Here is a 26,165-nt window from a genome sequence, read left to right as displayed (position 1 = left end):
ATTTCAAACTCCTCACAAGGTATAATCCCATATAGGGAGGGAAAAGAAATGGTAAAATCAATTCGCCTATTGTTGTTGATTGCAGTCATCCAGATTAGTTTTAGTAGTTGTCTATTATGGAAAGAATCCTTATTATCTTTAAAACAGACCAATGCTTATTTTTTGATTTTGATAGTAGGAATTTCTGTTCTTTTTGCTGGGATAAATTATTTCCATACAGCAGACCAGTCTAGACATAGTATTTTACATGTTCAAAAGAAAGTGAGTCTTGTTTATTGCCTCCTTTTAGTAGTCAATCTTCTTGCAACCTGTCTGGTTCTCTCAGAAAGCATCCAGACAACTAGCAAATTGCAGCAGGAATTGGTTGACCTCTTTTTACCCTCCTTCTTTTTCTTGCTAGGAGTAGATCTATTGATTTTCTTACCTTTTGATAAAATTTTTCGCGATATAGAAAATCGCCTAAATAAAAAGAAAACAGTCGTCATTTCCGTTCTAGCTACGATGGTTTTCTTGAGGAATCCCTTAGTAATTTCCTCGATTCTTCTTTATATCAGTGTCGGTTTTCTATGCGCACGTTTCCTTTTTCCAAAATGTATACAAAGGGAAATCTCCTTTTACGGCCACCTGATTCGAGATATCCTGTTTGTTTTTTCAATAGTTGTATTCTTTTAAGTAGAGGAGAATTTTTCAAAATTGTTATAGTAAGTCCATAAAGAAAATTCACACAAAAGAAAACTTTTTGGTATAATAGTAGCATGCACACAAAAAATGAAGAAGAGCTTCTAGCTCTCGGAGAAAGATTAGGTCATTTGCTTCAAAAAGACGATGTTCTGATCTTGACTGGAGAGTTGGGTGCGGGTAAAACAACCTTTACAAAAGGTCTTGCTAAGGGCTTGGATATCCGTCAGATGATTAAAAGTCCAACCTATACCATTGTTAGAGAGTATGAAGGGCGTTTGCCACTTTACCACTTGGATGTCTACCGTATCGAAGGTGATGCTGATTCTATTGACTTGGATGAGTTTCTCTTTGGTGGTGGTGTGACTGTTATTGAGTGGGGGCATCTTTTGGGTGAAGATTTACCAGATTCTTACTTGGAGTTGGAAATTTTGAAAGAAGCTGAGGGTCGTTGTCTTCATTTTACGGCTCATGGCTCTCGGGCTGAACAACTCATCAAGGAGCTTCAAGATGGAGTATGAGTTGTGTATTCGTGAGGCAGAGACTTCAGATGCTATAGCTTTGATTGCATTTTTAGATTGTGTCGGTCAAGAGACAGATTTTACCAGCTTGGATGAAAATGGTATTATGATGATAGCTTCTGAAATGGCTCTTTTTATCGAAAAACAAGCTGCATCAGAGAATCAAATTACTCTTCTCGCCTTACTGAATGATGAGATTGCGGGTGTCTTAAATATCACAGCGGATCAACATTTAAGGGTTCGACATATTGGTGATGTTTTTTTAGCGGTTCGAAAGAAATTCTGGAACCAAGGATTGGCTACAATACTTCTAGAAGAAGGCATCGAGTGGGCTAAAGCCAGTGGCGTCTTGCGCCGTTTGCAACTTAGTGTACAAAAACGAAACGAGGCTGCGATTCACCTCTATTCAAAAATGGGATTTATCACAGAAGGCTTACAAGAAAGAGGAGCCTATTTAGCAGAAGGGATATTTTTAGATGTTTGTCTTATGGGCAAGCTGATAAATGAATAACGAGATGATTAAAAAATTAATTGGAATGGTGCTAGGTTTCCTAGCAGTAACAGTTTTAGGTGTAGCGGTTTATGGCTATACCATCTACCAACAGGGAACAGAAACCCTAAGTAAAAAGACTTACAAAAAAATCGGGGAAGAAACCAACGTTATCGAAGCGACGGAGCCTCTGACCATCCTCTTGATGGGGGTAGATACGGGAAATGTGGAACGTACAGACCCGTGGGCGGGAAATAGTGATTCCATGATTCTCTTGACGGTTAATCCCAAAACAAAGAAAACCACTATGATGAGTTTGGAACGGGATATTTTGACCAAGATTGAGACTGGAAACGGTCAAGTTCAGGAAGCAAAACTCAATGCTGCCTATGCCAATGGCGGTGCAGAGTTGGCTATTTCAACCATTCAAAAAATGATGAACATTCATATTGATCGTTATGTGATGGTCAACATGCAAGGACTCCAACAGCTAGTTGATGCAGTTGGGGGCATCACAGTCAACAACACACTCGGTTTTCCAATTTCGATTGCTGATCAGGAAGAATTTAATAAAATCTCGATTGGAGTCGGTGAGCAAACTTTGAATGGTGAGGAAGCTCTGGTCTATTCACGGATGCGTTATCAGGATCCTGAGGGAGACTATGGTCGTCAAAAACGTCAACGTGAAGTCATTCAAAAGATTATGGAAAAGGTCTTGAGCCTCAATAGTATCAGTCATTATCAAGCTATCTTAAAAGCGCTTAGTGATAATATGCAGACAAATGTTGATTTGTCTGCCTCCAGTATCCCACAACTACTTGGTTACCAAGATTCCTTTAAAAACATCGAAACTCATCAACTTCGTGGTGAAGATGCTGAGTTGCAAGGAATCTCTTATCAAATCGTAACGATGGAGCATATGCTGGAAATGCAAAATCTCTTGCGTCGTTCCCTAGGGAGAGAGGACGTAGCAGAGTTGGAGACCAACGCTGTTCTGTATGAAAATCTTTATGGTCGAACAGCACCTTCCACAAATGCTTCAAACGAAGAGATAGAATAAAACAAAGAATCAAATCGTGGGACTTTCCTGCGATTTTTTCAAAAAAATTCGAATAGATAGGTAGGAGGAAAGATGAAAGCAGAAATCATTGCTGTAGGAACGGAAATTTTAACAGGGCAGATCGTCAATACCAACGCCCAGTTTTTATCAGAAAAGCTAGCAGAAATTGGAGTAGATGTCTACTTCCAAACAGCTGTGGGAGATAATGAAGCGCGTCTCATGTCCTTGCTAGAGATTGCGAGTTCGCGTAGTAGTCTAGTCATTTTGACAGGGGGCTTAGGGCCAACTGAGGATGATTTAACCAAACAAACTCTGGCAAAATTTTTGGGAAAAAACTTAGTGTTTGACCCTCAAGCGCAAGAGAAACTGGATGTCTTTTTTGCTCAAAGGCCAGACTATGCTCGGACACCCAATAACGAGAGGCAAGCTCAAATTGTAGAAGGGGCAACTCCACTGCCAAATGAGACAGGTTTAGCGGTAGGAGGGGTGTCGGAAGTGGATGGCGTGACTTACGTAGTCCTTCCAGGACCTCCTAGTGAGTTGAAACCTATGGTCTTAAATCAGCTCTTACCTAAGTTAATGACTGGTGCCAAGTTGTACTCACGAGTACTCCGTTTCTTTGGGATTGGTGAAAGTCAGTTGGTGACCATTTTGGCGGATTTGATTGACCATCAAACTGATCCGACCTTGGCACCTTATGCCAAAACGGGAGAGGTGACCTTGCGTTTGTCTACAAAAGCAGTCAGTCAAGAAAAGGCTGATCAAGCATTGGACATCTTGGAAAATCAAATTTTCGATCGTCAGACTTTCGAGGGAATTTCTCTACGAGACATCTGTTATGGATATGGGGAAGAAACCAGCCTAGCAAGTGTCGTTGTAGAAGAGCTTAAAACGAGAAAGAAAAGCATTACCGCAGCAGAAAGCTTGACGGCAGGCCTTTTTCAAGCGACAATAGTAGACTTTTCAGGCGTTTCTGCCATCTTTAATGGCGGTTTTGTCACTTACAGCTTAGAAGAAAAGTCCAAGATGCTGGATATTTCCGAGCAAGAGCTGAAAGAACACGGGGTCGTTTCAGAGTTTACGGCTAAAAAGATGGCAGAGCAGGCACGGCTCAAGACTCAGTCTGATTATGGAGTCAGTCTGACAGGTGTGGCTGGGCCAGATAGCCTAGAGGGGCATCCAGCTGGGACAGTCTTTATCGGCTTGGCACATGCAAAAGGGACAGAAGTTATCAAGGCTAATATCGCAGGGCGGAGCCGAGCAGATGTTCGTCAGATTGCGGTCATGCATGCCTTTAACCTAGTTCGCAAGGCTTTATTAAGTGACTAACTTTTGATATAATAGTAGATAGGTCTTAGGACTATTAGAATACAGGAGAATAGAATGGCGAAAAAACCAAAAAAATTAGATGAAATTTCAAAAAAGTTTGGAGCGGATCGTGAAAAAGCCTTGAACGATGCCCTGAAATTGATTGAGAAAGACTTTGGTAAAGGCTCAATCATGCGCTTGGGTGAGCGCGCAGAGCAAAAGGTGCAAGTGATGAGCTCAGGTTCCTTGGCTCTTGACATTGCCCTTGGTTCAGGTGGTTATCCTAAGGGACGTATCATCGAAATCTATGGACCAGAATCATCTGGTAAGACAACAGTTGCCCTTCACGCTGTCGCACAAGCACAGAAAGAAGGTGGTATTGCAGCCTTTATTGATGCGGAACATGCTCTTGACCCAGCCTATGCTGCGGCCCTTGGTGTGAATATTGATGAGCTGCTCTTGTCACAACCAGACTCAGGAGAGCAAGGTCTTGAAATTGCTGGAAAATTGATTGACTCAGGTGCAGTTGACCTTGTCGTTATCGACTCAGTTGCAGCCCTTGTACCTCGTGCAGAAATTGATGGAGACATTGGAGATAGCCACGTTGGTTTGCAAGCTCGTATGATGAGCCAGGCTATGCGTAAACTCGGAGCTTCTATCAATAAAACCAAAACAATTGCCATCTTTATCAATCAATTACGTGAAAAAGTTGGGGTTATGTTTGGAAACCCAGAAACAACACCTGGTGGACGTGCTCTGAAATTCTACGCTTCAGTCCGTTTGGATGTTCGTGGAAGCACACAAATCAAGGGAACTGGTGACCAAAAAGATACCAATGTTGGTAAGGAAACCAAGATCAAGGTCGTGAAAAACAAGGTGGCTCCACCATTTAAGGAAGCCTTCGTTGAAATCATGTACGGAGAAGGCATTTCTAAGACTGGTGAGCTCTTGAAGATTGCAAGTGATCTCGATATCATCCAAAAAGCGGGAGCATGGTACTCTTATAAGGGTGAAAAAATCGGGCAAGGATCTGAAAATGCTAAGAAATACTTGGCAGATCACCCAGAAATTTTTGATGCCATTGACCATCAAGTCCGTGTTCAATATGGCTTGATTGAAGATGAAGAAGGGACAACCCCTACTTCTGTAGTTGAAGATCTAGCACCTAACCAAGAAGTAACACTTGACCTAGGCGATGGACTTGAAATCGAAATTGAAGAATAACATAAAAAGTAGCAGATAGGAACTGCTACTTTTTATGTTTATTTCAGATGAAAGAACTAATGATCACTAAAACGACGATATTCGATGTGAAAGTCAAAATAATGTTCATCCTGTAACTTTTGGAAGATGTCGCGATAGGCTTCTTCGTCAAAATGGTCGCCACGGTAGAGGATTTCAAAACTCAGATCATCGTACTCTAGAAAAGCGTTGGCTGTTTTAAAGCCATTTTGTCGATAGAAGTCCATGCGAGCCTTCCTTTGCTCTAAGTTATCGCATTCTTCATCTAATCGCTCGACTTCCAGCAACATGGTTCGCTGGTAAAAATCAGTCAGCTTTTCGATGATTTCCTTTCCGTACCCATGGCTTCTCAAGTGAGGCATGATGGCAAAAAAGCTAATATAGAAGGCTTTTTGATTGGAGATGGAGAAGGCAAAGCCAACAAACTCTTCTTCGTTATAAAAGGCAAAAAAGTGCGCGTCATCTCGGTCCTGATAGCGTAAGAACTCTGACAGAGAAACTCGTTCTTCCTCGGGGAAAGCTTCCTTGTTTAGCTTTTCAACCTTATCAAGATCTGGAAATGCATCGGTTATTAATTGACTGGTCAAACTCATAAATGACCTCCTTTTCTTGATTATAGCAAATTGTCTCTCTGTAAGCAATTGATTTCAGGATTCGTTAAAGAATCTTGTCGGTCCTCTGGAAAGCTGATATAATAGCTTTATGAATAAGAAACGATCAGTGGACCTAATACATGGTCCTATTCTTCCTGCGCTGTTAAGCTTTGCCTTTCCAATCTTGCTGTCAAATATTTTCCAACAGCTTTATAATACAGCTGACGTCTTGATTGTTGGACGATTTCTTGGTCAAGATTCCTTGGCAGCAGTAGGGGCGACAACTGCCATTTTTGACTTGATTATAGGCTTTACGCTTGGTGTTGGAAATGGGATGGGGATTGTCATTGCCCGCTATTATGGGGCTCGTAATTTCACTAAAATCAAGGAAGCAGTAGCAGCAACTTGGATTTTAGGTGCTCTTTTGAGCATTGTGGTTATGCTGATAGGCTTTGTTGGTCTGTATCCACTCTTGCAATATTTAGATACCCCTGCAGAAATCCTTTCTCAATCCTATCAATATATTTCTATGATCGTGACTTGTGTAGGTGTCAGCTTTGCCTATAATCTCTTTGCAGGCTTGTTGCGGTCTATTGGTGATAGTCTAGCGGCTCTTGGCTTTCTGATTTTCTCTGCCTTGGTCAATGTGGTGCTGGATTTGTATTTCATTACGCAACTGCATCTGGGAGTTCAATCTGCGGGCCTTGCTACCATTATATCGCAAGGCTTATCAGCGGTTCTCTGCTTTTATTATATCCGCAAGAGTGTTCCAGAACTGCTCCCTCAACTCAAGCATTTTAAATGGAACAAGGCCTTGTATGCGGATCTTTTGGAGCAAGGTTTGGCTATGGGCTTGATGAGTTCGATTGTGTCCATTGGTAGTGTGATTTTACAGTCTTCTGTCAATACTTTTGGAGCAGTGATTATTAGTGCCCAAACAGCAGCTAGACGGATTATGGCTTTTGCTCTGCTTCCGATGACGGCTATTTCTTCTGCCATGACGACCTTTGCCTCTCAAAATCTCGGGGCTAAGCGACCAGACCGCATTGTTCAAGGGCTTGGTATTGGGAGTCGTTTGAGCATGTCCTGGGCAGGTTTTGTTTGTATTTTCCTCTTTTTTGCCAGTCCCACCTTGGTTTCCTTCTTAGCCAGTTCGACGGATGGATACTTGGTAGAAAATGGTAGTCTCTACCTGCAAATCAGTTCAGTCTTTTATCCAATTCTGAGTCTCTTGCTGATTTATCGCAATTGCTTGCAGGGATTGGGGAAGAAAGTCCTTCCCCTAGTTTCCAGCTTTATAGAACTAATCGGGAAAATCGTTTTTGTGGTCTTGATTATCCCTTGGGCAGGGTATAGGGGAGTTATCCTCTGTGAACCTCTTATCTGGGTTGCCATGACCATTCAACTGTACTTCTCACTATTCCGTCATCCCTTGATAAAAGAAGGCAAGGCAATCTTGGCAGCCAAAGGACAATTCTAGCTGGATTTGCTGAATAAAATCCATTTCCTCTAGTGAAAATCGAAAAAACTTGTGTTATAATAAGAAAGATTAAAATGTGAAAAAAGGAGATTCCTAATGGGACGTAAATGGGCCAATATCGTAGCCAAGAAAACGGCTAAAGATGGAGCTAACTCTAAAGTATATGCAAAATTTGGTGTAGAAATCTATGTAGCAGCTAAAAAAGGTGATCCAGACCCAGAATCAAACACCGCTTTGAAATTCGTTATCGATCGTGCTAAACAAGCCCAAGTGCCAAAACACGTTATCGATAAAGCGATTGATAAAGCAAAAGGAAACACAGACGAAACCTTTACAGAAGGACGTTACGAAGGTTTTGGACCAAATGGTTCTATGTTGATTGTGGATACCTTGACTTCAAACGTCAACCGTACGGCAGCCAATGTCCGTGCTGCCTTTGGTAAAAACGGCGGAAACATGGGTGCTTCAGGCTCAGTTTCTTACCTCTTTGATAACAAGGGTGTGATCGTATTTGCAGGTGAAGATGCGGATGCTATCTTTGAACTTTTGCTCGAAGCAGATGTGGATGTGGACGATGTAGAAGCAGAAGAAGGAACAATTACTGTTTACACAGCTCCAACAGACCTTCACAAGGCTATCGTTGCCCTTCGTGAGTCTGGCATCGAAGAATTCCAAGTGACTGAATTGGAAATGATTCCTCAGTCTGAAGTGGAATTGTCAGGCGAAGACCTTGAAACCTTTGAAAAACTTTACAGCGTCCTTGAAGACGACGAAGACGTACAAAAGATATACACAAACGTAGATGGATTCTAATAGAAAAACGAACAGTTTTACTAGCTGTTCGTTTTTTTGATATTTGAACTTAGACTCTGGTTTCAGAATCGTTTTGTTGCTTGCTTTTTTCTAGACCTAGACCGACTGCATGTTTTTGAACGAGCAAGAGCTGTCCATTGTCCTGTTTTGCAAAAGTTAAGGTAACGGTCTTGATCTTGTCTCCAATGGAGATATAGGTGATTTTTCTCGTATCGTACCCTCCGATAATGGAGTCAAATTCGGAGTCTGGCAGTCCGTGTTTTTTGATAATATCCTTGTAGTTGGTACCACCTTTTCCTTTGTTATCAAGGTCACCTTCAATTAAAGCGTCGAACTGTTCTTGGGTCCAGGTGAAGGTATCGTCTTCTTCCTCATCTTCAGGGAGTGAATCAATGGTATCATCTGTCAAGTCGCGTTCCATTGAGGAACTTGCCTCTCTATAGGAACGGTTAAACTCCCTGACAAACTCTTTGTAGACATTAGCGTACAGTAACCTGGGTCGTAAAGAAAAGTACAACAGAAGCAACTGCGAGGGATGTTCCGATAATGGCCATTGTTTTTCGCTTTTTGAGGTTGACGATAAGGCCGATAATCCCCAAGATAAATGCGACGATGGCGATGAAAAATGATAGATAGTTAATAAATGGGATCCAGGATCCTAAAAGTGCGATGGCTCCAAAAATAGTTGCTAAGATTCCTAAAACTCTTTGTTCTTCTGGTTTCATTTGAAAGTTTTCTCCCTTCATCGAGTGAATGGATTTCTATCCACAGTAGTTAGTGCTTATTATAGAAAAAATATTACCTAATGTCAATTTAAACTAAAATAGTTCTCTTGGGAACTTTTTTCTTGACATCTCCTCTGAAAATGATAAAATAGTTCTCATGGAAACTTAAATAGTTCTCGTGAGAACTATATTTATCGTAAGAAAGGAGCAATCATGGACAAGCCGATGTTAATGTTCAAACGTTTTGGACACCAGGTTCATCTGATGGTACAGAAAGAAGCCAAGCGATGTGGCATTGAATTTATGGGTGGACCGCAAGGGCAGGTTCTGCGTTTTTTAGATCATTGTGAACAAAAAGAGGAACTGGTCTTGATTAAGGATATCGAACAGGAACTCAATATTACTAAATCTGTGGCGAGTAATCTAGTCAAGCGCATGGTACAAAATGGTTTGGTCGAGTTAGAGGCGAGCCCCAGAGATAAGCGGGCAAAATTTGTTCGCCTGACGGAGAAATCGCGTTCGCAGATGCAAAAAGTTAAGGCTTTTTTTGATCGGATCGATCAGAGTCTGCTAGAGGGGGTTTCAAAGTCAGACTTGGCAATCTTTGAAAAGGTCCTCAGTCAGTTACAAGAAAATGTTGAGAAGATAGGAGGAGAGAATGAAGAAACTCGCTAAACGTATTACAGGAAAAGAGTGGGGGATGATTGTCCTTACGATTCTTTTCACTTGTTTCTCGGTCTATCTCGAGTTAGAGGTGCCAACCTATATTTCGCAAATTACAGAATTACTGGGAATGTCTGGAACGCAGTTGGGCGAACTCTGGTCACCAGCTGCGAAGATGATTGGTTTGTCTTTATTGGCTTTCTTTTCATCTGTTATAGTTGGTTTCTTTGCTGCTCGTGTTGCAGCCTCCTATACGGCTCATTTACGCAGTGATATTTTTAATCGTGTATTGGATTATTCTCAGACAGAAATTAAACGTTTCTCTATTCCTAGTCTTTTGACTCGGACGACCAATGATATTACCCAGGTACAGATGCTCTTTACCATGGGCTTGCAAGTGGTTACTCGTGGGCCAATTATGGCTATCTGGGCCATTGGAAAAATCCTTGGGAAATCGGAATACTGGCTCTGGGCGGTCCTTGTGGCTGTTATTGTCAATGTTTTGATGACCACTGTTCTCATGACTCTGGCCTTTCCAAAACAATCTGTCATCCAAAAATTGACAGATAAGCTCAATAGCATCACTCGTGAAAGTTTGACTGGGATTCGAGTTGTTCGTGCATACAATGCTGAGGATTATCAAGATGAAAAATTTGAAGCAGCCAACGATGAGGTAACACGTCTCAATCTCTTTGTCAATCGATTGATGGCGATTATGAACCCGATCATGATGGCCATTTCCAGTGGACTAAGTTTAGCTATTTACTGGATTGGCGCCTATATCATCAACGATGCAAGTTTGACAGAACGTCTACCACTATTTAGTGATATGGTGGTCTTCATGTCCTATGCTATGCAGGTCGTGATGGGCTTCCTTCTCATGGGAGCTCTCTTTTTCGTCCTTCCTCGTACCTTGGTTTCTGCAGGACGTATCAATCAAGTATTGGATTTGCATTCTTCTATTGAAAATCCTAGTCATGCACAGACAGCGGACCCTTCAGTTCAAGGGCAAGTGGAATTTCGTGATGTGACTTTTCGCTACTCTAAAAACTCTGAAGCAGTCGTGGAACATGTCACTTTCAAAGTAGAAGCGGGTCAAACCGTGGCCTTCATCGGATCGACTGGTTCTGGTAAATCTACGCTTGTCAACCTCTTGCCTCGTTTTTATGACGTTTCAGATGGAGAAATCCTAGTGGATGGTGTCAATGTGCAAGATTACGATTTGGAAGATTTGCGCAATAAGGTCGGCTATATTCCACAAAAAGCTGTGCTTTTCTCTGGAGATGTCAAGGGGAACTTGGACTTTGGTAAGAGCAAAGAAACTCCTCTAAGCGAGGCTGCTATGTGGCAAGCCTTGGAATTGGCCCAGTCTAAAAGCTTCATCGAGGACAAGGAAGCAGGTCTTGCATCAGAAGTGGCCCAAGGTGGAACCAACTTCTCAGGAGGTCAAAGACAGCGTTTGGCCATTGCGCGTGCCTTGGCTCGTAAACCAGAGATTCTCATCTTTGATGACTCTTTCTCAGCCTTGGACTACAAGACAGATCGTGTCCTTCGCCAAGAGCTAGCTGAGAAAACAAAATCCATGACCAAGCTCATCGTAGCGCAACGGATTTCTACTATTATGGACGCCGACCTGATCTTAGTTTTGGATCAAGGTAAAGTCGTGGGACAAGGCACCCACAAGGAACTTCTTGCAACCAACGAAGTCTACCAAGAAATTGCCTACTCACAACTATCGAAGGAGGAATTGGAACATGGAAAATAAAAAAGTGTCGGTCTGGAAACAGTGCAAACCTTATATGGCAGGCCTCCAAGTCCCTCTCCTAATAGCAGTTGTGGCTGCGGTCATTTCAAGCATCATCACCGTTTATGGGCCAACTAAGATTAAGGAAATTACAAACTTGATTTCAGATGGTTTGGCTACAGAAATCGACTTGGTAGCTGTGTCAAACATTGCTGGATTTTTGGTTGTCCTATATGTATTTGGCGCCATTCTTAACTATACACAGGCCTATATCTTTTCAACGAGTATCCAACATTTTTCAAAACGCTTGCGGACGGCTATCGCTGAAAAGATTAATCGTTTGCCACTTGGCTATTTTGACCGTCATTCACAAGGAGATACCCTTTCGCGCGTGACCAATGATGTGGATACAGCAGCGCAATCTCTCAACCAAAGTCTAGGGACAGTTCTTTCAGCTAGTTTCTTGTTGATTGCTGTCTTGGTGACCATGTTTGGGATGAACTGGATTTTAGCTCTCGTAACAGTGGTCTCTACGCTTGTTGGTTTTGCAGCGGTTTCCGTAATCATGGCCAAGTCACAAGGATACTTTGAGGCCCAACAAAATAATCTAGCAGCCGTCAATGGTTACGTGGAAGAGATGTACTCTGGCCATAATGTAGTGACCAGCTACAACGCAGTGGACACCTCCAAAGCGAGATTTGCAGGTTTAAACCAAGACTTGCATGATAGTATCTGGAAATCTCAGTTTATATCTGGTATCATGATGCCAGCCATGTTCTTTGTTGGGAACTTTAGTTATGTCTTAGTCATCGTCGTTGGGGCCGCGCTGGCGTTAGAAGGACATATCACGATAGGGATTATTGTAGCCTTTATGGTTTACGTACGGACCTTCTCCCAACCTCTGTCACAGATTGCCCAAGGGATTACGAGCCTGCAACAAGCGAGTGCAGCCATGACTCGTGTATTAGAATTTTTAGCTGAAGCAGAGATGCAAGATGAATCTCACAAGAAAAGACAATTGAGTGACATGAAAGGGGAAGTGATTTTTGATCACGTGTCCTTTGGCTATACACCAGAGCGCACCATTATCCATGACTTCTCTGCGACAGCTCATGCAGGTCAGAAGGTCGCAATCGTTGGACCGACTGGAGCTGGTAAGACAACCATTGTCAATCTTTTGATGAAGTTCTATGAGATAGATAAGGGAAGTATCCGCATCGATGGCGTGGATACTAAGGACATGAAACGCTCAGAAGTACACGATGCCTTTTCAATGGTCTTGCAAGACACATGGCTCTTTGAAGGAACGATTCGAGAGAACCTGATCTATAATCAGACAGACATCAGTGATGAACGAATGATGGAAGCCAGCATGGCTGTGGGAATCCACCACTTTATCATGACCTTGCCAGATGGCTACGATACTGTTTTGGACGACACCGTGACCTTGTCTGTCGGACAAAAACAGCTCTTGACCATTGCTCGTGCCTTGCTCAAGGACGCGCCACTCTTGATTTTGGATGAGGCGACTTCTTCTGTTGACACACGGACAGAGGAGTTGATTCAAAAAGCCATGGACCGTTTGATGGAGGGTAGAACTTCCTTTGTCATCGCCCACCGCTTGTCAACTATTCGTAATGCCGACTTGATTCTTGTCATGAAAGATGGCAATATCATCGAACAAGGCAACTATGAGGAACTGATGGCACGAGGTGGCTTCTACGCTGACTTGTACAATAGTCAGTTCACAGAAGACGAAGCAGAAGAATAAATCAAAAGAAGGCTTGACGGCCTTCTTTTTCTTATTTATACTAGTACACATAGAAAGAGAGAAGTATGAGTCAGAAATTATACAATATGAAATTTGCTGCTGTCTACTCAGCCTTGATTGCAAAAGTTGAGCGAAAGGGTGGAAAGGCAGAGTCAGTTCACCAAATGACCAGTTGGTTGACAGGGTATGAAGTGAGTGACGTTCTTGCTTGTCTGGATAGGGATGTTACCTACGGAGATTTTTTTCGCCAAGCACCTTATTATGTCCCTGAACGAATTGCGATTACAGGGAAGATTTGCGGTGTCCGTATTGAGGAAATTGATGACCCTCTGATGCAGGAAATACGTCGGTTGGACAAACTAGTGGATTGGCTTGCCAAGGGGAAAACATCTAAACAAGTTCTAGAAAAATATGAGAAGCATAAATGAAAAATTATCAAGAATGGTATCAAAACATCAGCTCCAGGCTCACCAGCCATCCCACTCTTTTATTTCTGTTACGCAGTTTCAATCGCTTGATGACAGTCGCCATGCCCATGGTCTACCTGACCTTGCTAATCACTGCTTACCTGCAGCTAGGACTGGGGCAGCAAGTTGGGGTTTATGTGCTTATTCCTGCATCAGGTTTTGTGATTTTGTCTCTTTTTCGTAAGAAAATCAACCACCCGCGCCCTTATGAAACTTGGGACATCCATCCCTTGCTTGATAAGGATAGTTCGGGACAGTCTATGCCTAGTCGCCATGTCTTTTCTGCAACCATCATCTCCATGGCCTGTCTGCATGCTAGTCTACCTGTTGGATTGATATGCTTGCTCTTTTCAGTTTTGCTGGGCTTGGTGAGGGTTTTAGGGGGTGTTCATTATCCCAAGGATGTCTTGGTTGGCTATGCTTGTGGTCTGTTGTGGGGATTCCTTTTCTTCCTATTCTGACATGTAAGTTAAGCCGACCCTACAACCACTTACTGCTTCAAATTGACCACTTGCTTTTTTGCCCTTGTATTCCTAACTTAGCTTTGATATAGTAGAGTCAGAAAGGAGATGTGATGAAGTTACGAATTGAGATTGACGGCAATTTAGAGGAGACTGAAATTGTCATCAAGACACCCACTTTGACAGATGAAATTGCAGACTTGCAACGACTTTTGCAAGAGTCAAAGGCTCCGAGGTTGACTTTTTACAAGGGGACAGGTGAATATTATCTAGACCTGTCAGAAATTCTCTTCTTTGAAACAGAAGGGAGCAAGATCTACGCTCATAACCAGAAGGAAGCCTATGAAGTTCGTCTCAAACTTTATGAGTTGGAGTCCATTTTGCCTCGTTATTTTATTCGAGTATCCAAGTCAACTATCGCAAACATCCGTCAGATTTACTCAGTGGACAAGTCCTTTTCAGGGACTGGCACCATTTCCTTTTATCAGACCCACAAGGAGGTTCATGTCTCACGACATTACCAATCCCTCCTAAAAGAAAATCTTAGAAACATGAGGTAAAAGACATGAAAAAGAAAGCATTTGGTATTGTTTTATTGGTTCTAGCGGCCTGGATTTTGCTGCAAGGGAATTTTGGTATTCCTTCTTTGGATGGCAAAATATGGCCTTTGCTTGGTATCGTCTTTTTTGCCTACCAGTCAGTTGAGGCTTTGCTTCGTCGTCACCTGACATCGGCAGTTTTTACGGCTCTAGTAGCCTTAATGATTGCAAATCATTTTTATCACATTTTGCCCATTCCAAACCAGTCTTTGTTTTGGGCTAGTATCCTAGCAGTGCTAGGTGTTGGCTATCTCACTCACTCAAGTAAGTTTTGGTATGGGAAAAAATGGTGGTACAGTGGTGAGCGAACAGTCATAACGGATAAGGAAGTCGCTTTTGGTAGTGGAACCTTCTATAAGCAGGATCAAGATCTTGTAGCCGACCAAGTGGAAGTCGCTTTTGGCGATGCTAAAATCTATTATGATAATGCAGAGATATTAGGTGATTTCGCGACTTTAAATATCGAAGTGGCCTTTGGTAATGCAACTGTCTATGTTCCACAACACTGGCGTGTCGATTTGAAAGTAGAAACCTCCTTTGGTGCAGCCAAGGCAGACGCTCCTGTAGCACCAACAAACAAAACCTTAATTATCCGTGGGGAAGTCGCTTTTGGTAAACTTGGAGTTGTTTACGTCAAATAAAAAAATATTTTAATTCTCTTGATAAATTCAAGAAAGTGTGATAACATAGTACGGTATGTGGTGCTAGCACATCCGCTATATTAGATCTAATAGGAGGAAAACACAATGGCTAAAGTATGTTACTTTACAGGTCGTAAGACTGTATCAGGAAACAACCGTTCACACGCGATGAACCAAACAAAACGTGCCGTAAAACCAAACCTTCAAAAAGTTACTGTTCTTATCGATGGTAAACCTAAAAAAGTTTGGGCTTCAGCTCGTGCTTTGAAATCAGGTAAAGTTGAACGCGTTTAATAAAAATGAAAAGGCCGCTTGGGTCTTTTTCTTTTGCTCTATAGATAAAACCATTTGAAAAATAGAGTAAATATCTGCCGATACAGCATTCTGCTTTTACACTTGGGATGAAATATGATAAAATAGAGTATCAACTAGTTGAGGTAAAAAAAAATGACTGTAAAAATTAATACAAAAGATGGTCAAATCGAACTGACAGATGAAGTGATTGCAACCGTTGTAGGTGGTGCAGCAACTGAGATTTTTGGTGTGGTCGGTATGGCTAGCAAAAATACCCTCAAAGATAATTTCCAAGCCCTTCTTGGTAAGGAAAATTATGCAAAAGGTGTTGTCGTGAAGGCAGCCGAAGATGGCAGCATTGCAGTTGATGTTTATACCGTCTTGAGCTACGGAACAAAAATTAGTGAAGTCTCAAAAAACATCCAAGAGCGTGTTCGTTTTAGTTTGGAAAACCAACTAGGAATCACTGCTCAGACTGTGAATGTCTACATTCAAAATATCAAAGTTGTAGGAGAATAATCGTGTCAAAAATTACTACCAGCTTATTTCAAGAAATGGTGCAGGCTGCATCAACTCGTTTGAATAAGCAAGCTGAATATGTCAATTCATTAAACGTCTTTCCAGTTCCAGATGGAGATACTGGGACAAACATGGGAATGACCATCGAAAATGGTGCTAAAGAAGTAGCAGACAAGCCAGCTTCTACAGTTGGAGAAGTGGCGAGCATTCTTGCTAAGGGGCTCTTGATGGGTGCGCGTGGAAACTCAGGGGTTATCACTTCGCAGCTCTTCCGTGGATTTTTCCAAGCTATTAAGGAAAAAGACGAATTAACAGGTCAAGACTTGGCTCTTGCTTTCCAATCTGGTGTCGAAGTAGCTTATAAAGCAGTTATGAAACCAGTTGAGGGAACTATTTTGACAGTTTCTCGTGGAGCGGCTATCGGGGCTAAGAAAAAAGCCGAGGAGACAGATGATGCTGTTGAGGTCATGCGTGCAGCCTTGGAAGGTGCTAAGAGAGCTCTAGCTAAGACACCGGAAATGCTTCCAGTTCTTAAGGAAGTTGGTGTGGTAGACTCAGGCGGTCAAGGTTTGGTCTTCATCTATGAAGGTTTCCTTTCAGCACTCACTGGTGAATACAGCGCTTCTGAGGACTTTGTAGCGACCCCTGCCAACATGAGTGAAATGATCAATGCAGAGCACCACAAGTCTGTAGCAGGGCATGTGGCAACTGAGGATATTACCTTCGGTTACTGTACGGAGATCATGGTTGCTCTCAAACAAGGTCCAACTTATTCTAAGGACTTTGACTATGATGAATTTCGTAACTACTTGAATGAACTTGGGGACTCGCTCCTTGTTGTCAACGATGATGAAATTGTCAAAGTTCACGTCCATACAGAAGATCCAGGTCTTGTCATGCAAGAAGGGCTTAAATATGGTAGCTTGGTCAAGGTTAAAGTGGACAACATGCGCAACCAACACGAAGCACAAGTTGAAAAAGAAGCAGCACAAGTCAGCAAGCCAGCTGAGGAGAAGGAATATGCCCTTATCGCAGTAGTAGCTGGTCAAGGATTGGCAGATATCTTCCGTGCCCAAGGTGTGGATTATGTCATCGAAGGCGGGCAGACGATGAACCCTTCAACAGAGGACTTTATCAAGGCTGTTGAGCAAGTTAATGCTCGTAACATCATCTTCTTGCCAAACAACAAAAATATCTTTATGGCAGCTCAATCTGCGGCTGAAGTACTTGAACAACCTGCTGTTGTGGTAGAAGCGCGTACAATTCCTCAAGGTTTGACGAGCCTCCTTGCCTTTGACCCAAGCAAGTCTATCGAAGAAAATAAAGAACGTATGACTGCAGCTCTTGGCGATGTCATCAGCGGTAGTGTAACGACTGCCGTTCGCGACACAACTATCGATGGCTTGGAAATTCATGAAAATGACAATCTTGGTATGGTAGATGGCAAAATCCTTGTGTCAAACCCTGACATGCACCAAACCTTGACTGAAACTTTGAAACATATGTTGGACGAAGATAGTGAAATCGTGACTTTCTATGTCGGTGAAGACGGAAGCGAAGAACTTGCCAATGAAATTGCCCAAGAAATCGCAGAAGAATTTGAAGATGTCGAAGTTGAGATTCACCAAGGTCAACAACCTGTATATCCATATCTTTTCAGTGTGGAGTAGGAGATTTATGAAGAAAGTTTTAGGATTGATTTTTGTAGCGTTACTTGCTCTTGCTGGCTGTGGTCAAACCAACACCGCAACAACAGAGTCAAGTAGTACAGCAAGTTCGGTTGATTCATCTAGTCAGGCCAGTCAGGTAAAAGAAGAAATCAAGGAAACGACCAAAGTCCTTAAAGGAAAGATGAACGAATTTGATGTAACCATGACTTTTGTTTATACGGATGTTGTAAAACGATACAAGATGGATATGTTGGGAGAAATGGGAGAGGAGATCCCTGCAGAAATTACTCCGGAAGAATTTCAAGCAGCCTTTCGCGAAGTTATGGAAAGCTCTCCAGAGTATATTGAAATCAAGGACGAACCTGGTGTTAAGGTTGAATATTTTATCGCCGATAATAAGAAGGTGAGAATAGTTATCGATCTTGACCTTGAAAAAGCAGATATGGATAGAGTTAAAAAGACTTATTTCTTTGAACCACTTGAGGATAGTATAGAAGACTTTAAGAAGCCAAACGCTCTGATTGCTGGTTTAAAATTACAAGGATTCAAAGAAGAATAAACGAAAGAGGCTAGGACGAAAAATCCTGCCCTCTTTTTATTTGTAAGAATCCTTTGTACGAGCAACGAACGAAGATCAGGCTTTTTTAGACTTCAAACGGTTTCTAATCTTATTCACGGGACCTAGGGACTAGGAAATTGATGCTTGGTATAGGGATATCTATCCCACCGCCTCTTTTTATGACATTTGTCATATTTCCTGGTGACAGAAGCATCTAGCTCCGCTAACTTCAAAAGACTATAATTGAAGTAGAAACTGGAGGAAGAAGAAATGAAAAATAAAATGATTGTCGCAGTGAGTTTAGTAGCAGCAGGAGTTATGACCTATCTCATGTTTTCAGGATTGGACGAGGGTTTCTATCATTTTCCTTGGGAGCTATTTGCTGGCTTTGGAATGCTGTCTTGGCTTGTCAGAGAAGGTTTAAAATTAGTCAGAGATGTGAAAAAGGAGTTTGAGGAATGAAAAAGACAATCATCTATCTCTTTATCGGTCTGTCACTCTTGGTATGGTTAGTGGAAATGTTTACTGGTTGGTTTGATCAAACCTTGCTTCGCCAATTCATTCGTGGTGCTTGGGGTTTTGGATTTATGATTTTTGTCGTTTTCCCTATGGGAATGGAGTGGTTGAAAGGAGAATCTCATGACTGTGATTAAAGTTGAGAAATTGAGTAAGAAAATAAAAGACAAGGAGATTTTGCGGAACATCTCCTTTGAAATCAACGATGGTGAATGTGTCGCCTTGATCGGGCCTAACGGAGCAGGAAAAACAACCTTGATTGATTGCCTCTTGGGCGACAAGTTCATGAGCTCAGGTCAGATAGCCATTCAAGGATTTGCACCAACAGATCCTCGATTAAAGCAGCTTATTTCTGTCTTGCCCCAAGAAAATGCAGTTGTTCAAAGCTTGAAAGTGAAAGAACTTCTATCATTTTTCAAGTCACTTTATCCCGACAGTCTCTCAGACAAAGAAATTGATGACTTGTTAAGATTCTCAGATAAGCAGAAAAATCAGCTAGCGGGCAAGTTGTCTGGTGGGCAAAAACGCTTGTTCTCTTTCGTGTTGGCTTTAATAGGTCGTCCGAAAATTCTATTTTTAGACGAACCAACTGCTGCCATGGATACCTCGACACGTCAGCATTTTTGGGAAATTGTCGATCGATTAAAGAAAAATGGTGTGACCATTGTCTATTCTTCTCACTATATCGAAGAGGTGGAGCATACGGCTGACCGCATTTTGGTTCTCCACAAGGGAGAATTGATTCGTGATACGACGCCTTATGCTATGCGTGGTGAAGAACAAGAAAAACATTTTACGGTACCACTAACTTATCAGGAAGTTATCAGCACTTTGGACCAGATTCAAGGGCTTGAAATCAAGCAAAATGCTCTTTCCTTCACAACCAAAGAAGCCAGCCAGGTATGGAAAGTCTTGCAAGAACAGGGCTGCATGATCGAAGAAATTGAAGTTCGCAATCGAACTCTCTTAGACAGTATCTTCGAAACGACTCAAGACTAAAGGAGATTGACGATGAAAAATATGACAAGTCTCATGAAAGTGGAAATCATTCTGATGAAACGGCAAGCAGTCTACTACTTGCTATCCATCGGACTTCCAAGTGTGTTTTACCTTATCTTTTCTGGTATGATGTCAGGATCAGACATTCCAGAAATTGCTCTTCAAGCCTATCTTTTTGCCATGACGCTCTTTAGTATCATGTCAAGTGCTTTTTTCAGTATCCCAAGCACACTCGAGCCTGATAAGACAAACAACTGGCAAAAATTGATTCAACATTCTCCCGTATCTATGGTAGAATATTATGTATCAAAACTGTTCAGTACCCTACTGACTTTCTTGTTATCAATTACAGTTGTCTTTTCAGTTGGTCATTTTGTCCGTGGAGTGACTCTGCCTTGGCTTGACTGGATGGTAATTGGTGCTATTTTGCTGATCGGAAGCGTGGTCTTTATCAGCATGGGGGTCTTGGTGAGCTTGCTACCCAGTGCTCAACTGATGACGGTTGTTGGAAATATTGCCTATATTGCTTTGGCTGTTCTAGGTGGACTGTGGTTCCCCTTGGATTCCTTCCCAGAATGGCTCCAATCTATTGGAAAGCTGACTCCAACCTATCAACTGATGCAGGTCGTCTCTACTTATTTGGAACACCATGAATTTAATATTCTTTCTGCCTTGGTTGTGCTAGGCTATACAGTTTTCTTTGGTGTATTGGTAATCCAACTGAAAAAACGGATCGAGGTAAAATAAATCTATGTTGGAAAAACTAAAAAACACTCATTATATGTTTCATATTTCAACAGTGTTTATCATCTTTCCTATAGCGGGTGTTATCGTTGGAGAGTACCCGCTTTTAACCTTGTTATGGACATTATTATTTGTCCTAGCCTTTTATTCGATTTTATTAAGTCAAAACCGCACCGTGCAGTGGCTAGCATGGTGGTCCATGCTTGTCTACATTTTTTATACATCTGTTTGGCTAAGTTCAGGTTTCACATGGTTTATCTTTTATTTATCCAATCTCCTTATTTATGAGCTGGATGAGATTTCTTTTCACTCTTGGCGTTTTGTCAGTTTTATTGTCCTGCAACCATTTATTCTGACCGGAATCTATATGGTCAATCATGTTAGTCCCTGGCAGCTACTCTTTTTCTTGGTGACCTTTATCTTTTCCGATGCAATGACCTTTGGTCTTTATCGAATTCGATTGTCGGAGGACATAAAAGAAGAAAAGATGAAACAAAATGCCAAGCTCAATCTTTTCTTGGCTGAAAACGAACGCAGTCGTATCGGTCAGGATCTCCATGACAGCCTAGGTCATACCTTTGCCATGTTGAGTGTGAAGACGGACCTTGCCCTCCAGCTTCTTCAAATGCAGGCCTATCCTCAAGTGGAAAAAGAATTAAAAGAAATTCATCAAATCAGTAAAGAATCCATGAATGAAGTCCGTACAATTATCGAAAATCTTAAAACAAGAACCCTTGCTTCCGAGTTTGCGACTGTTAAAAAAATGCTGGAAATTGCAGGAATTGAAACGGAAATCAATCACCAACTAGATACAGCTAGCCTAACTCAGGAATTAGAATCAACGGCCTCCATGATTTTGCTTGAGTTAGTGACCAACATCATCAAGCATGCTAAAGCATCGAAAGCTTACTTGAAATTAGAACGAACTGAGAAAGAACTCATCCTAACAGTGAGAGATGATGGCTGTGGCTTTGCTTCACTAAAAGGAGATGAACTCCATACCGTTCGAGACCGTGTCCTTCCTTTTTCAGGAGAAGTAAAGGTGATCATTCAGAAACATCCGACTGAAGTGCAGGTTCGGCTACCTTATAAGGAGAGAAATTAAGATGAAATTACTTGTTGCAGAAGATCAAAGTATGTTGCGAGATGCTATGTGCCAGTTGCTTACCTTTCAACCAGATGTAGAGTCTGTCCTACAAGCCAAGGATGGCCAAGAAGCAATCCAACTCTTAGAAAAGGAGTCTATAGATATCGCCATTCTTGACGTAGAAATGCCTGTTAAGACAGGCCTCGAAGTCTTGGAGTGGATACGAGCAGAAAAGCTAGAAACAAAGGTGGTTGTGGTGACGACCTTCAAACGTCCCGGATATTTTGAACGTGCGGTCAAGGCTGGAGTGGATGCTTATGTCTTGAAAGAAAGAAGCATTGCAGACCTCATGCAAACCTTGCACACTGTTCTCGAAGGACGCAAGGAATATTCGCCTGAATTGATGGAAGTGGTGATGACGCATCCTAACCCGTTAACAGAGCAAGAAATCGCTGTCTTAAAGGGAATTGCTCAGGGCTTATCCAATCAAGAGATTGCAGACCAGCTTTATCTATCAAATGGAACCGTCCGAAACTATGTCACCAATATTCTTTCGAAACTAGATGCTGGTAATCGAACAGAGGCAGCCAACATTGCAAAAGAATCTGGTTGGCTTTGATAAGAAGGGTTAAAAAATTCCGAAACGATAACTTGAATCAAAGGAAATCCATACTAGAAAGGAGGAGGTAAATCGCCTCCTTTTCTGGTTTAGAAAAGCGGTGAAAGCTAGTGTCAAAGAGTTAAAAGATCAGAATAAAAATGAAAAATATCTTGACAATGAAGGAAAAATTGTGTTACAATAATAGACGGTACTTTTTACTTTTGGTCTCTCAAAAGTGTACAGGGACGTGCTGACAAATGTTGCAAAAGTACACACAGATGGTAGCTGTCACCAAGTGTATCATCACCAAAAATAAAAAAACACAGGAGAATGTAGATGCCTACAATTAACCAATTGGTTCGCAAACCGCGTAAATCAAAAGTAGAAAAATCTAAATCACCAGCTTTGAACGTTGGTTACAACAGTCATAAAAAAGTTCAAACAAACGTTTCTTCACCACAAAAACGTGGTGTTGCAACTCGTGTTGGAACAATGACACCTAAAAAACCTAACTCTGCCCTTCGTAAATTCGCTCGTGTACGTTTGAGCAACCTTATCGAAGTTACTGCCTACATCCCAGGTATCGGACACAACTTGCAAGAGCACAGCGTGGTGCTTCTTCGCGGTGGACGTGTAAAAGACCTTCCAGGGGTACGTTACCATATCGTCCGTGGTGCACTTGATACTGCAGGTGTTAACGATCGTAAACAAGGCCGTTCTAAATACGGTACTAAACGTCCAAAAGCATAAGGAAAGGGGATAAAGAGAAATGAGTCGTAAAAATAGAGCTCCAAAACGTGACGTATTGCCAGATCCGCTTTACAATTCACAACTAGTTACTCGTCTTATCAACCGCGTTATGCTTGACGGTAAACGTGGTACAGCTGCTTCAATCGTTTACGGTGCTTTTGAGCAAATCAAAGAAGCTACTGGCAACGATGCACTTGAAGTATTTGAAACAGCTATGGAAAACATCATGCCTGTACTTGAAGTACGTGCACGTCGTGTTGGTGGATCTAACTACCAAGTCCCAGTTGAAGTTCGTCCAGAACGTCGTACAACACTTGGACTTCGTTGGTTGGTAACAATCGCTCGCCTTCGTGGTGAACACACAATGCAAGACCGTCTTGCAAAAGAAATCTTGGACGCTGCTAACAACACTGGTGCAGCTGTTAAGAAACGTGAAGACACTCACCGTATGGCTGAAGCTAACCGTGCCTTCGCACACTTCCGTTGGTAAGAATAAGATACTAAGGGCGTTAAAAAAGCGACTGAAAATTAGGAAGCTTGACGCAGAATCAAAGATTCTAGGAAAGCTTATCTATTTTCCGAGCTTTTAGCCCGAGTTCAATTATGATGCTAGGAACGGTAAGGATGCAAGGTAAAAATAGGAAACTAACGCAGTATTCGACGAATACAAGGAAGTTTATCTTTTTCACACAGCATCCCGTTCCGGCTCAAATCGGCTAGCTAACTTTAGCCCGAGTTCAATTCAACTTGTCTACAAGTTGAAGCCAACACATAACATGAAAACATTGAGAACGGGTAGGTCCTGCCTATCCGTTTTTATTAAAATCGTGTTATAATAGAATAGAAATTAAAATAAATAGGAGAAATAAACCTCATGGCACGCGAATTTTCACTTGAAAAAACTCGTAATATCGGTATCATGGCTCACGTCGATGCCGGTAAAACAACAACTACTGAGCGTATTCTTTACTACACTGGTAAAATCCACAAAATCGGTGAAACTCACGAAGGTGCGTCACAAATGGACTGGATGGAGCAAGAGCAAGAACGTGGTATCACTATCACATCTGCTGCGACAACAGCTCAATGGAACAACCACCGCGTAAACATCATCGACACACCAGGACACGTGGACTTCACAATCGAAGTACAACGTTCTCTTCGTGTATTGGACGGTGCGGTTACTGTTCTTGACTCACAATCAGGTGTTGAGCCTCAAACTGAAACAGTTTGGCGTCAAGCAACTGAGTACGGAGTTCCACGTATCGTATTTGCTAACAAAATGGACAAAATCGGTGCTGACTTCCTTTACTCAGTAAGCACACTTCACGACCGTCTTCAAGCAAACGCACACCCAATCCAATTGCCAATCGGTTCTGAAGATGACTTCCGCGGTATCATCGACTTGATCAAGATGAAAGCTGAGATCTATACCAACGACCTTGGTACAGATATCCTTGAAGAGGATATTCCAGCTGAATATCTTGAACAAGCACAAGAATACCGTGAAAAATTGATCGAAGCAGTTGCTGAGACTGACGAAGAATTGATGATGAAATACCTCGAAGGTGAAGAAATCACTAACGAAGAATTGAAAGCTGGTATCCGTAAAGCGACTATCAACGTTGAATTCTTCCCAGTATTGTGTGGTTCTGCCTTCAAGAACAAAGGTGTTCAATTGATGCTTGATGCGGTTATTGACTACCTTCCAAGCCCACTTGATATCCCAGCAATCAAGGGTATCAACCCAGATACAGACGAAGAAGAAACTCGTCCAGCATCTGATGAAGAGCCATTTGCAGCTCTTGCCTTCAAGATTATGACTGACCCATTCGTAGGTCGTTTGACATTCTTCCGTGTATACTCAGGTGTTCTTCAATCAGGTTCTTATGTATTGAACACTTCTAAAGGTAAACGTGAACGTATCGGACGTATCCTTCAAATGCACGCTAACAGCCGTCAAGAAATTGACACTGTTTACTCAGGTGATATCGCTGCTGCCGTTGGTTTGAAAGATACTACAACTGGTGACTCATTGACAGATGAAAAAGCTAAAATCATCCTTGAGTCAATCAACGTTCCAGAACCAGTTATCCAATTGATGGTTGAGCCAAAATCTAAAGCTGACCAAGACAAGATGGGTATTGCCCTTCAAAAATTGGCTGAAGAAGATCCAACATTCCGCGTTGAAACAAACGTTGAAACTGGTGAAACAGTTATCTCAGGTATGGGTGAGCTTCACCTTGACGTCCTTGTTGACCGTATGCGTCGTGAGTTCAAAGTTGAAGCGAACGTAGGTGCTCCTCAAGTATCTTACCGTGAAACATTCCGCGCTTCTACTCAAGCACGTGGATTCTTCAAACGTCAGTCTGGTGGTAAAGGTCAATTCGGTGATGTATGGATTGAATTTACTCCAAACGAAGAAGGAAAAGGATTCGAATTCGAAAACGCAATCGTCGGTGGTGTGGTTCCTCGTGAATTTATCCCAGCGGTTGAAAAAGGTTTGGTAGAATCTATGGCTAACGGTGTTCTTGCTGGTTACCCAATGGTTGACGTTAAAGCTAAGCTTTACGATGGTTCATACCACGATGTCGACTCATCTGAAACTGCCTTCAAGATCGCGGCTTCACTTGCTCTTAAAGAAGCTGCTAAGACTGCACAACCAGCTATCCTTGAACCAATGATGCTTGTAACTATCACTGTTCCAGAAGAAAATCTTGGTGATGTTATGGGTCATGTAACTGCTCGTCGTGGACGTGTAGATGGTATGGAAGCTCACGGTAACAGCCAAATCGTTCGTGCTTACGTTCCACTTGCTGAAATGTTCGGTTATGCAACAGTTCTTCGTTCTGCATCTCAAGGACGTGGTACATTCATGATGGTATTCGACCACTATGAAGATGTACCTAAGTCAGTACAAGAAGAAATCATTAAGAAGAACAAAGGTGAAGACTAATCAGTCCTCGCTCTAAAAGGAAGTCACTTAGTGGCTTCCTTTTTTTATGCCTATCTTAACCATCTTGTATGTCTAGATTTGCCAAATGAAAGAAGTCTAGTCAGGATTTTAGAAAGTCTCTTATCGAAGAAAATAGAGAAAGTTAATAAATGAAAGTTAATAAAGAATCCGATTTTGTTTAAATTGTTAATAAAAATTAGAAAAAAATTCATAA

Annotated in this window: 29 protein-coding genes and 1 pseudogene; 28 read left to right on the top strand and 2 right to left on the bottom strand. The window is 41.9% G+C overall.

Features of this window, described 5'->3' with window-relative positions:
- Positions 1-48 precede the first annotated feature (48 nt).
- From D8802_RS08415 to recA, 6 genes are all read left to right on the top strand, one after another.
- Positions 49-672, top strand: coding sequence for a hypothetical protein (locus tag D8802_RS08415; protein WP_125395508.1), 624 nt, complete (start codon positions 49-51; stop codon positions 670-672).
- A gap of 83 nt (positions 673-755) precedes the next feature.
- Positions 756-1,199, top strand: a complete 444-nt coding sequence (tsaE, locus tag D8802_RS08410) for a tRNA (adenosine(37)-N6)-threonylcarbamoyltransferase complex ATPase subunit type 1 TsaE (RefSeq protein ID WP_000556959.1) — start codon at positions 756-758, stop codon at positions 1,197-1,199.
- Positions 1,189-1,710, top strand: coding sequence for a GNAT family N-acetyltransferase (locus D8802_RS08405; protein WP_125395507.1), 522 nt, complete (start codon positions 1,189-1,191; stop codon positions 1,708-1,710). The genes tsaE and D8802_RS08405 overlap by 11 nt, the downstream gene beginning before the upstream one ends.
- 4 nt (positions 1,711-1,714) lie before the next feature.
- Positions 1,715-2,749 carry a glycopolymer--peptidoglycan transferase LytR gene (gene lytR / locus D8802_RS08400; protein WP_125395506.1) on the top strand — a complete coding sequence of 345 codons (1,035 nt, stop codon included), beginning with the start codon at positions 1,715-1,717 and terminating at the stop codon, positions 2,747-2,749.
- 72 nt (positions 2,750-2,821) lie between these two features.
- Positions 2,822-4,078, top strand: coding sequence for a competence/damage-inducible protein A (locus tag D8802_RS08395; RefSeq protein WP_125395505.1), 1,257 nt, complete (start codon positions 2,822-2,824; stop codon positions 4,076-4,078).
- A 54-nt stretch (positions 4,079-4,132) separates the two neighbouring features.
- The gene (gene recA, locus D8802_RS08390) at positions 4,133-5,281 is read left to right on the top strand and encodes a recombinase RecA (RefSeq protein WP_084910499.1); all 1,149 of its coding nucleotides are present in this window, start codon (positions 4,133-4,135) and stop codon (positions 5,279-5,281) included.
- A gap of 56 nt (positions 5,282-5,337) precedes the next feature.
- On the opposite strand, the gene D8802_RS08385 is transcribed toward recA, so the two are convergent.
- Positions 5,338-5,892: a GNAT family N-acetyltransferase gene (locus tag D8802_RS08385; protein ID WP_125395504.1), complete on the bottom strand. Its 555-nt coding sequence runs from the start codon at positions 5,890-5,892 to the stop codon at positions 5,338-5,340.
- A 109-nt stretch (positions 5,893-6,001) separates the two neighbouring features.
- On the opposite strand from D8802_RS08385, the gene D8802_RS08380 reads away from it, so the two are divergent.
- Positions 6,002-7,372, top strand: a complete 1,371-nt coding sequence (locus D8802_RS08380) for an MATE family efflux transporter (RefSeq protein WP_125395503.1) — start codon at positions 6,002-6,004, stop codon at positions 7,370-7,372.
- 96 nt (positions 7,373-7,468) lie between these two features.
- A complete protein-coding gene (locus D8802_RS08375) occupies positions 7,469-8,185 on the top strand; it encodes a YebC/PmpR family DNA-binding transcriptional regulator (protein WP_000532891.1) in 717 nt (238 codons plus the stop codon).
- Positions 8,186-8,234: 49 nt separating this feature from the next.
- Here D8802_RS08375 and D8802_RS08370 read toward each other — a convergent pair.
- A pseudogene (locus tag D8802_RS08370) lies at positions 8,235-8,931 on the bottom strand (CD20-like domain-containing protein).
- 192 nt (positions 8,932-9,123) lie between these two features.
- On the opposite strand from D8802_RS08370, the gene D8802_RS08365 reads away from it, so the two are divergent.
- From D8802_RS08365 to fusA, 20 genes are all read left to right on the top strand, one after another.
- Entirely contained in the window at positions 9,124-9,585 is a 462-nt protein-coding gene (locus tag D8802_RS08365; RefSeq protein ID WP_125395502.1) for a MarR family winged helix-turn-helix transcriptional regulator, read from the top strand.
- Positions 9,569-11,338: an ABC transporter ATP-binding protein gene (locus D8802_RS08360; RefSeq protein ID WP_125395501.1), complete on the top strand. Its 1,770-nt coding sequence runs from the start codon at positions 9,569-9,571 to the stop codon at positions 11,336-11,338. Before D8802_RS08365 ends, D8802_RS08360 begins: the two co-directional genes overlap by 17 nt.
- Entirely contained in the window at positions 11,328-13,088 is a 1,761-nt protein-coding gene (locus D8802_RS08355) for an ABC transporter ATP-binding protein (protein ID WP_125395500.1), read from the top strand. The genes D8802_RS08360 and D8802_RS08355 overlap by 11 nt, the downstream gene beginning before the upstream one ends.
- A gap of 65 nt (positions 13,089-13,153) precedes the next feature.
- A complete protein-coding gene (locus D8802_RS08350) occupies positions 13,154-13,516 on the top strand; it encodes a DUF2200 domain-containing protein (protein ID WP_125395499.1) in 363 nt (120 codons plus the stop codon).
- A complete protein-coding gene (locus D8802_RS08345) occupies positions 13,513-14,016 on the top strand; it encodes a phosphatase PAP2 family protein (protein WP_125395498.1) in 504 nt (167 codons plus the stop codon). Before D8802_RS08350 ends, D8802_RS08345 begins: the two co-directional genes overlap by 4 nt.
- 113 nt (positions 14,017-14,129) lie before the next feature.
- Positions 14,130-14,576, top strand: a complete 447-nt coding sequence (locus tag D8802_RS08340; RefSeq protein ID WP_000776588.1) for a LytTR family DNA-binding domain-containing protein — start codon at positions 14,130-14,132, stop codon at positions 14,574-14,576.
- A 5-nt stretch (positions 14,577-14,581) separates the two neighbouring features.
- Complete coding sequence (locus D8802_RS08335; protein WP_125395497.1) at positions 14,582-15,256, top strand: LiaF transmembrane domain-containing protein; 675 nt, start codon at positions 14,582-14,584, stop codon at positions 15,254-15,256.
- 105 nt (positions 15,257-15,361) lie between these two features.
- Positions 15,362-15,550, top strand: a complete 189-nt coding sequence (gene rpmB, locus D8802_RS08330) for a 50S ribosomal protein L28 (protein ID WP_001140948.1) — start codon at positions 15,362-15,364, stop codon at positions 15,548-15,550.
- A gap of 153 nt (positions 15,551-15,703) precedes the next feature.
- On the top strand, positions 15,704-16,069 hold the full coding sequence (locus D8802_RS08325) for an Asp23/Gls24 family envelope stress response protein (protein ID WP_000216441.1): 366 nt from the start codon (positions 15,704-15,706) through the stop codon (positions 16,067-16,069).
- 2 nt (positions 16,070-16,071) lie between these two features.
- The gene (locus D8802_RS08320) at positions 16,072-17,739 is read left to right on the top strand and encodes a DAK2 domain-containing protein (RefSeq protein WP_125395496.1); all 1,668 of its coding nucleotides are present in this window, start codon (positions 16,072-16,074) and stop codon (positions 17,737-17,739) included.
- A 7-nt stretch (positions 17,740-17,746) separates the two neighbouring features.
- A complete protein-coding gene (locus tag D8802_RS08315) occupies positions 17,747-18,298 on the top strand; it encodes an SP0191 family lipoprotein (protein ID WP_125395495.1) in 552 nt (183 codons plus the stop codon).
- 255 nt (positions 18,299-18,553) lie between these two features.
- The gene (locus D8802_RS08310) at positions 18,554-18,760 is read left to right on the top strand and encodes a hypothetical protein (protein ID WP_185758220.1); all 207 of its coding nucleotides are present in this window, start codon (positions 18,554-18,556) and stop codon (positions 18,758-18,760) included.
- Complete coding sequence (locus tag D8802_RS08305) at positions 18,757-18,951, top strand: hypothetical protein (protein ID WP_000750983.1); 195 nt, start codon at positions 18,757-18,759, stop codon at positions 18,949-18,951. Before D8802_RS08310 ends, D8802_RS08305 begins: the two co-directional genes overlap by 4 nt.
- Positions 18,938-19,813: an ABC transporter ATP-binding protein gene (locus D8802_RS08300; protein WP_125395493.1), complete on the top strand. Its 876-nt coding sequence runs from the start codon at positions 18,938-18,940 to the stop codon at positions 19,811-19,813. The genes D8802_RS08305 and D8802_RS08300 overlap by 14 nt, the downstream gene beginning before the upstream one ends.
- A gap of 12 nt (positions 19,814-19,825) precedes the next feature.
- A complete protein-coding gene (locus tag D8802_RS08295; protein WP_125395492.1) occupies positions 19,826-20,560 on the top strand; it encodes an ABC transporter permease in 735 nt (244 codons plus the stop codon).
- 4 nt (positions 20,561-20,564) lie between these two features.
- Positions 20,565-21,662, top strand: coding sequence for a sensor histidine kinase (locus tag D8802_RS08290; RefSeq protein WP_125395491.1), 1,098 nt, complete (start codon positions 20,565-20,567; stop codon positions 21,660-21,662).
- A gap of 1 nt (position 21,663) precedes the next feature.
- On the top strand, positions 21,664-22,263 hold the full coding sequence (locus D8802_RS08285) for a response regulator transcription factor (RefSeq protein ID WP_000772064.1): 600 nt from the start codon (positions 21,664-21,666) through the stop codon (positions 22,261-22,263).
- A 318-nt stretch (positions 22,264-22,581) separates the two neighbouring features.
- Positions 22,582-22,995, top strand: a complete 414-nt coding sequence (gene rpsL / locus D8802_RS08275) for a 30S ribosomal protein S12 (protein WP_001142332.1) — start codon at positions 22,582-22,584, stop codon at positions 22,993-22,995.
- A gap of 19 nt (positions 22,996-23,014) precedes the next feature.
- A complete protein-coding gene (gene rpsG / locus D8802_RS08270; protein ID WP_000087873.1) occupies positions 23,015-23,485 on the top strand; it encodes a 30S ribosomal protein S7 in 471 nt (156 codons plus the stop codon).
- A 384-nt stretch (positions 23,486-23,869) separates the two neighbouring features.
- Positions 23,870-25,951 carry an elongation factor G gene (gene fusA, locus D8802_RS08265; protein ID WP_125395490.1) on the top strand — a complete coding sequence of 694 codons (2,082 nt, stop codon included), beginning with the start codon at positions 23,870-23,872 and terminating at the stop codon, positions 25,949-25,951.
- The last annotated feature ends 214 nt before the right edge of the window (positions 25,952-26,165 follow it).

Source organism: Streptococcus oralis (assembly GCF_003943395.1).
GTDB lineage: Bacteria > Bacillota > Bacilli > Lactobacillales > Streptococcaceae > Streptococcus > Streptococcus oralis_BF.
Note: the sequence above shows the minus strand (reverse complement) of the source record. Positions and strands in the feature narration are given on the sequence as shown.

Coding starts and splice junctions, on each gene's coding strand:
- D8802_RS08415 (WP_125395508.1), top strand. CDS start 49: ATGGTAAAATCAATTCGCCTATTGTTGTTGATTGCAGTCATCCAGATT.
- tsaE (WP_000556959.1), top strand. CDS start 756: ATGCACACAAAAAATGAAGAAGAGCTTCTAGCTCTCGGAGAAAGATTA.
- D8802_RS08405 (WP_125395507.1), top strand. CDS start 1,189: ATGGAGTATGAGTTGTGTATTCGTGAGGCAGAGACTTCAGATGCTATA.
- lytR (WP_125395506.1), top strand. CDS start 1,715: ATGATTAAAAAATTAATTGGAATGGTGCTAGGTTTCCTAGCAGTAACA.
- D8802_RS08395 (WP_125395505.1), top strand. CDS start 2,822: ATGAAAGCAGAAATCATTGCTGTAGGAACGGAAATTTTAACAGGGCAG.
- recA (WP_084910499.1), top strand. CDS start 4,133: ATGGCGAAAAAACCAAAAAAATTAGATGAAATTTCAAAAAAGTTTGGA.
- D8802_RS08385 (WP_125395504.1), bottom strand. CDS start 5,892: ATGAGTTTGACCAGTCAATTAATAACCGATGCATTTCCAGATCTTGAT.
- D8802_RS08380 (WP_125395503.1), top strand. CDS start 6,002: ATGAATAAGAAACGATCAGTGGACCTAATACATGGTCCTATTCTTCCT.
- D8802_RS08375 (WP_000532891.1), top strand. CDS start 7,469: ATGGGACGTAAATGGGCCAATATCGTAGCCAAGAAAACGGCTAAAGAT.
- D8802_RS08365 (WP_125395502.1), top strand. CDS start 9,124: ATGGACAAGCCGATGTTAATGTTCAAACGTTTTGGACACCAGGTTCAT.
- D8802_RS08360 (WP_125395501.1), top strand. CDS start 9,569: ATGAAGAAACTCGCTAAACGTATTACAGGAAAAGAGTGGGGGATGATT.
- D8802_RS08355 (WP_125395500.1), top strand. CDS start 11,328: ATGGAAAATAAAAAAGTGTCGGTCTGGAAACAGTGCAAACCTTATATG.
- D8802_RS08350 (WP_125395499.1), top strand. CDS start 13,154: ATGAGTCAGAAATTATACAATATGAAATTTGCTGCTGTCTACTCAGCC.
- D8802_RS08345 (WP_125395498.1), top strand. CDS start 13,513: ATGAAAAATTATCAAGAATGGTATCAAAACATCAGCTCCAGGCTCACC.
- D8802_RS08340 (WP_000776588.1), top strand. CDS start 14,130: ATGAAGTTACGAATTGAGATTGACGGCAATTTAGAGGAGACTGAAATT.
- D8802_RS08335 (WP_125395497.1), top strand. CDS start 14,582: ATGAAAAAGAAAGCATTTGGTATTGTTTTATTGGTTCTAGCGGCCTGG.
- rpmB (WP_001140948.1), top strand. CDS start 15,362: ATGGCTAAAGTATGTTACTTTACAGGTCGTAAGACTGTATCAGGAAAC.
- D8802_RS08325 (WP_000216441.1), top strand. CDS start 15,704: ATGACTGTAAAAATTAATACAAAAGATGGTCAAATCGAACTGACAGAT.
- D8802_RS08315 (WP_125395495.1), top strand. CDS start 17,747: ATGAAGAAAGTTTTAGGATTGATTTTTGTAGCGTTACTTGCTCTTGCT.
- D8802_RS08305 (WP_000750983.1), top strand. CDS start 18,757: ATGAAAAAGACAATCATCTATCTCTTTATCGGTCTGTCACTCTTGGTA.
- D8802_RS08300 (WP_125395493.1), top strand. CDS start 18,938: ATGACTGTGATTAAAGTTGAGAAATTGAGTAAGAAAATAAAAGACAAG.
- D8802_RS08295 (WP_125395492.1), top strand. CDS start 19,826: ATGAAAAATATGACAAGTCTCATGAAAGTGGAAATCATTCTGATGAAA.
- D8802_RS08290 (WP_125395491.1), top strand. CDS start 20,565: ATGTTGGAAAAACTAAAAAACACTCATTATATGTTTCATATTTCAACA.
- D8802_RS08285 (WP_000772064.1), top strand. CDS start 21,664: ATGAAATTACTTGTTGCAGAAGATCAAAGTATGTTGCGAGATGCTATG.
- rpsL (WP_001142332.1), top strand. CDS start 22,582: ATGCCTACAATTAACCAATTGGTTCGCAAACCGCGTAAATCAAAAGTA.
- rpsG (WP_000087873.1), top strand. CDS start 23,015: ATGAGTCGTAAAAATAGAGCTCCAAAACGTGACGTATTGCCAGATCCG.
- fusA (WP_125395490.1), top strand. CDS start 23,870: ATGGCACGCGAATTTTCACTTGAAAAAACTCGTAATATCGGTATCATG.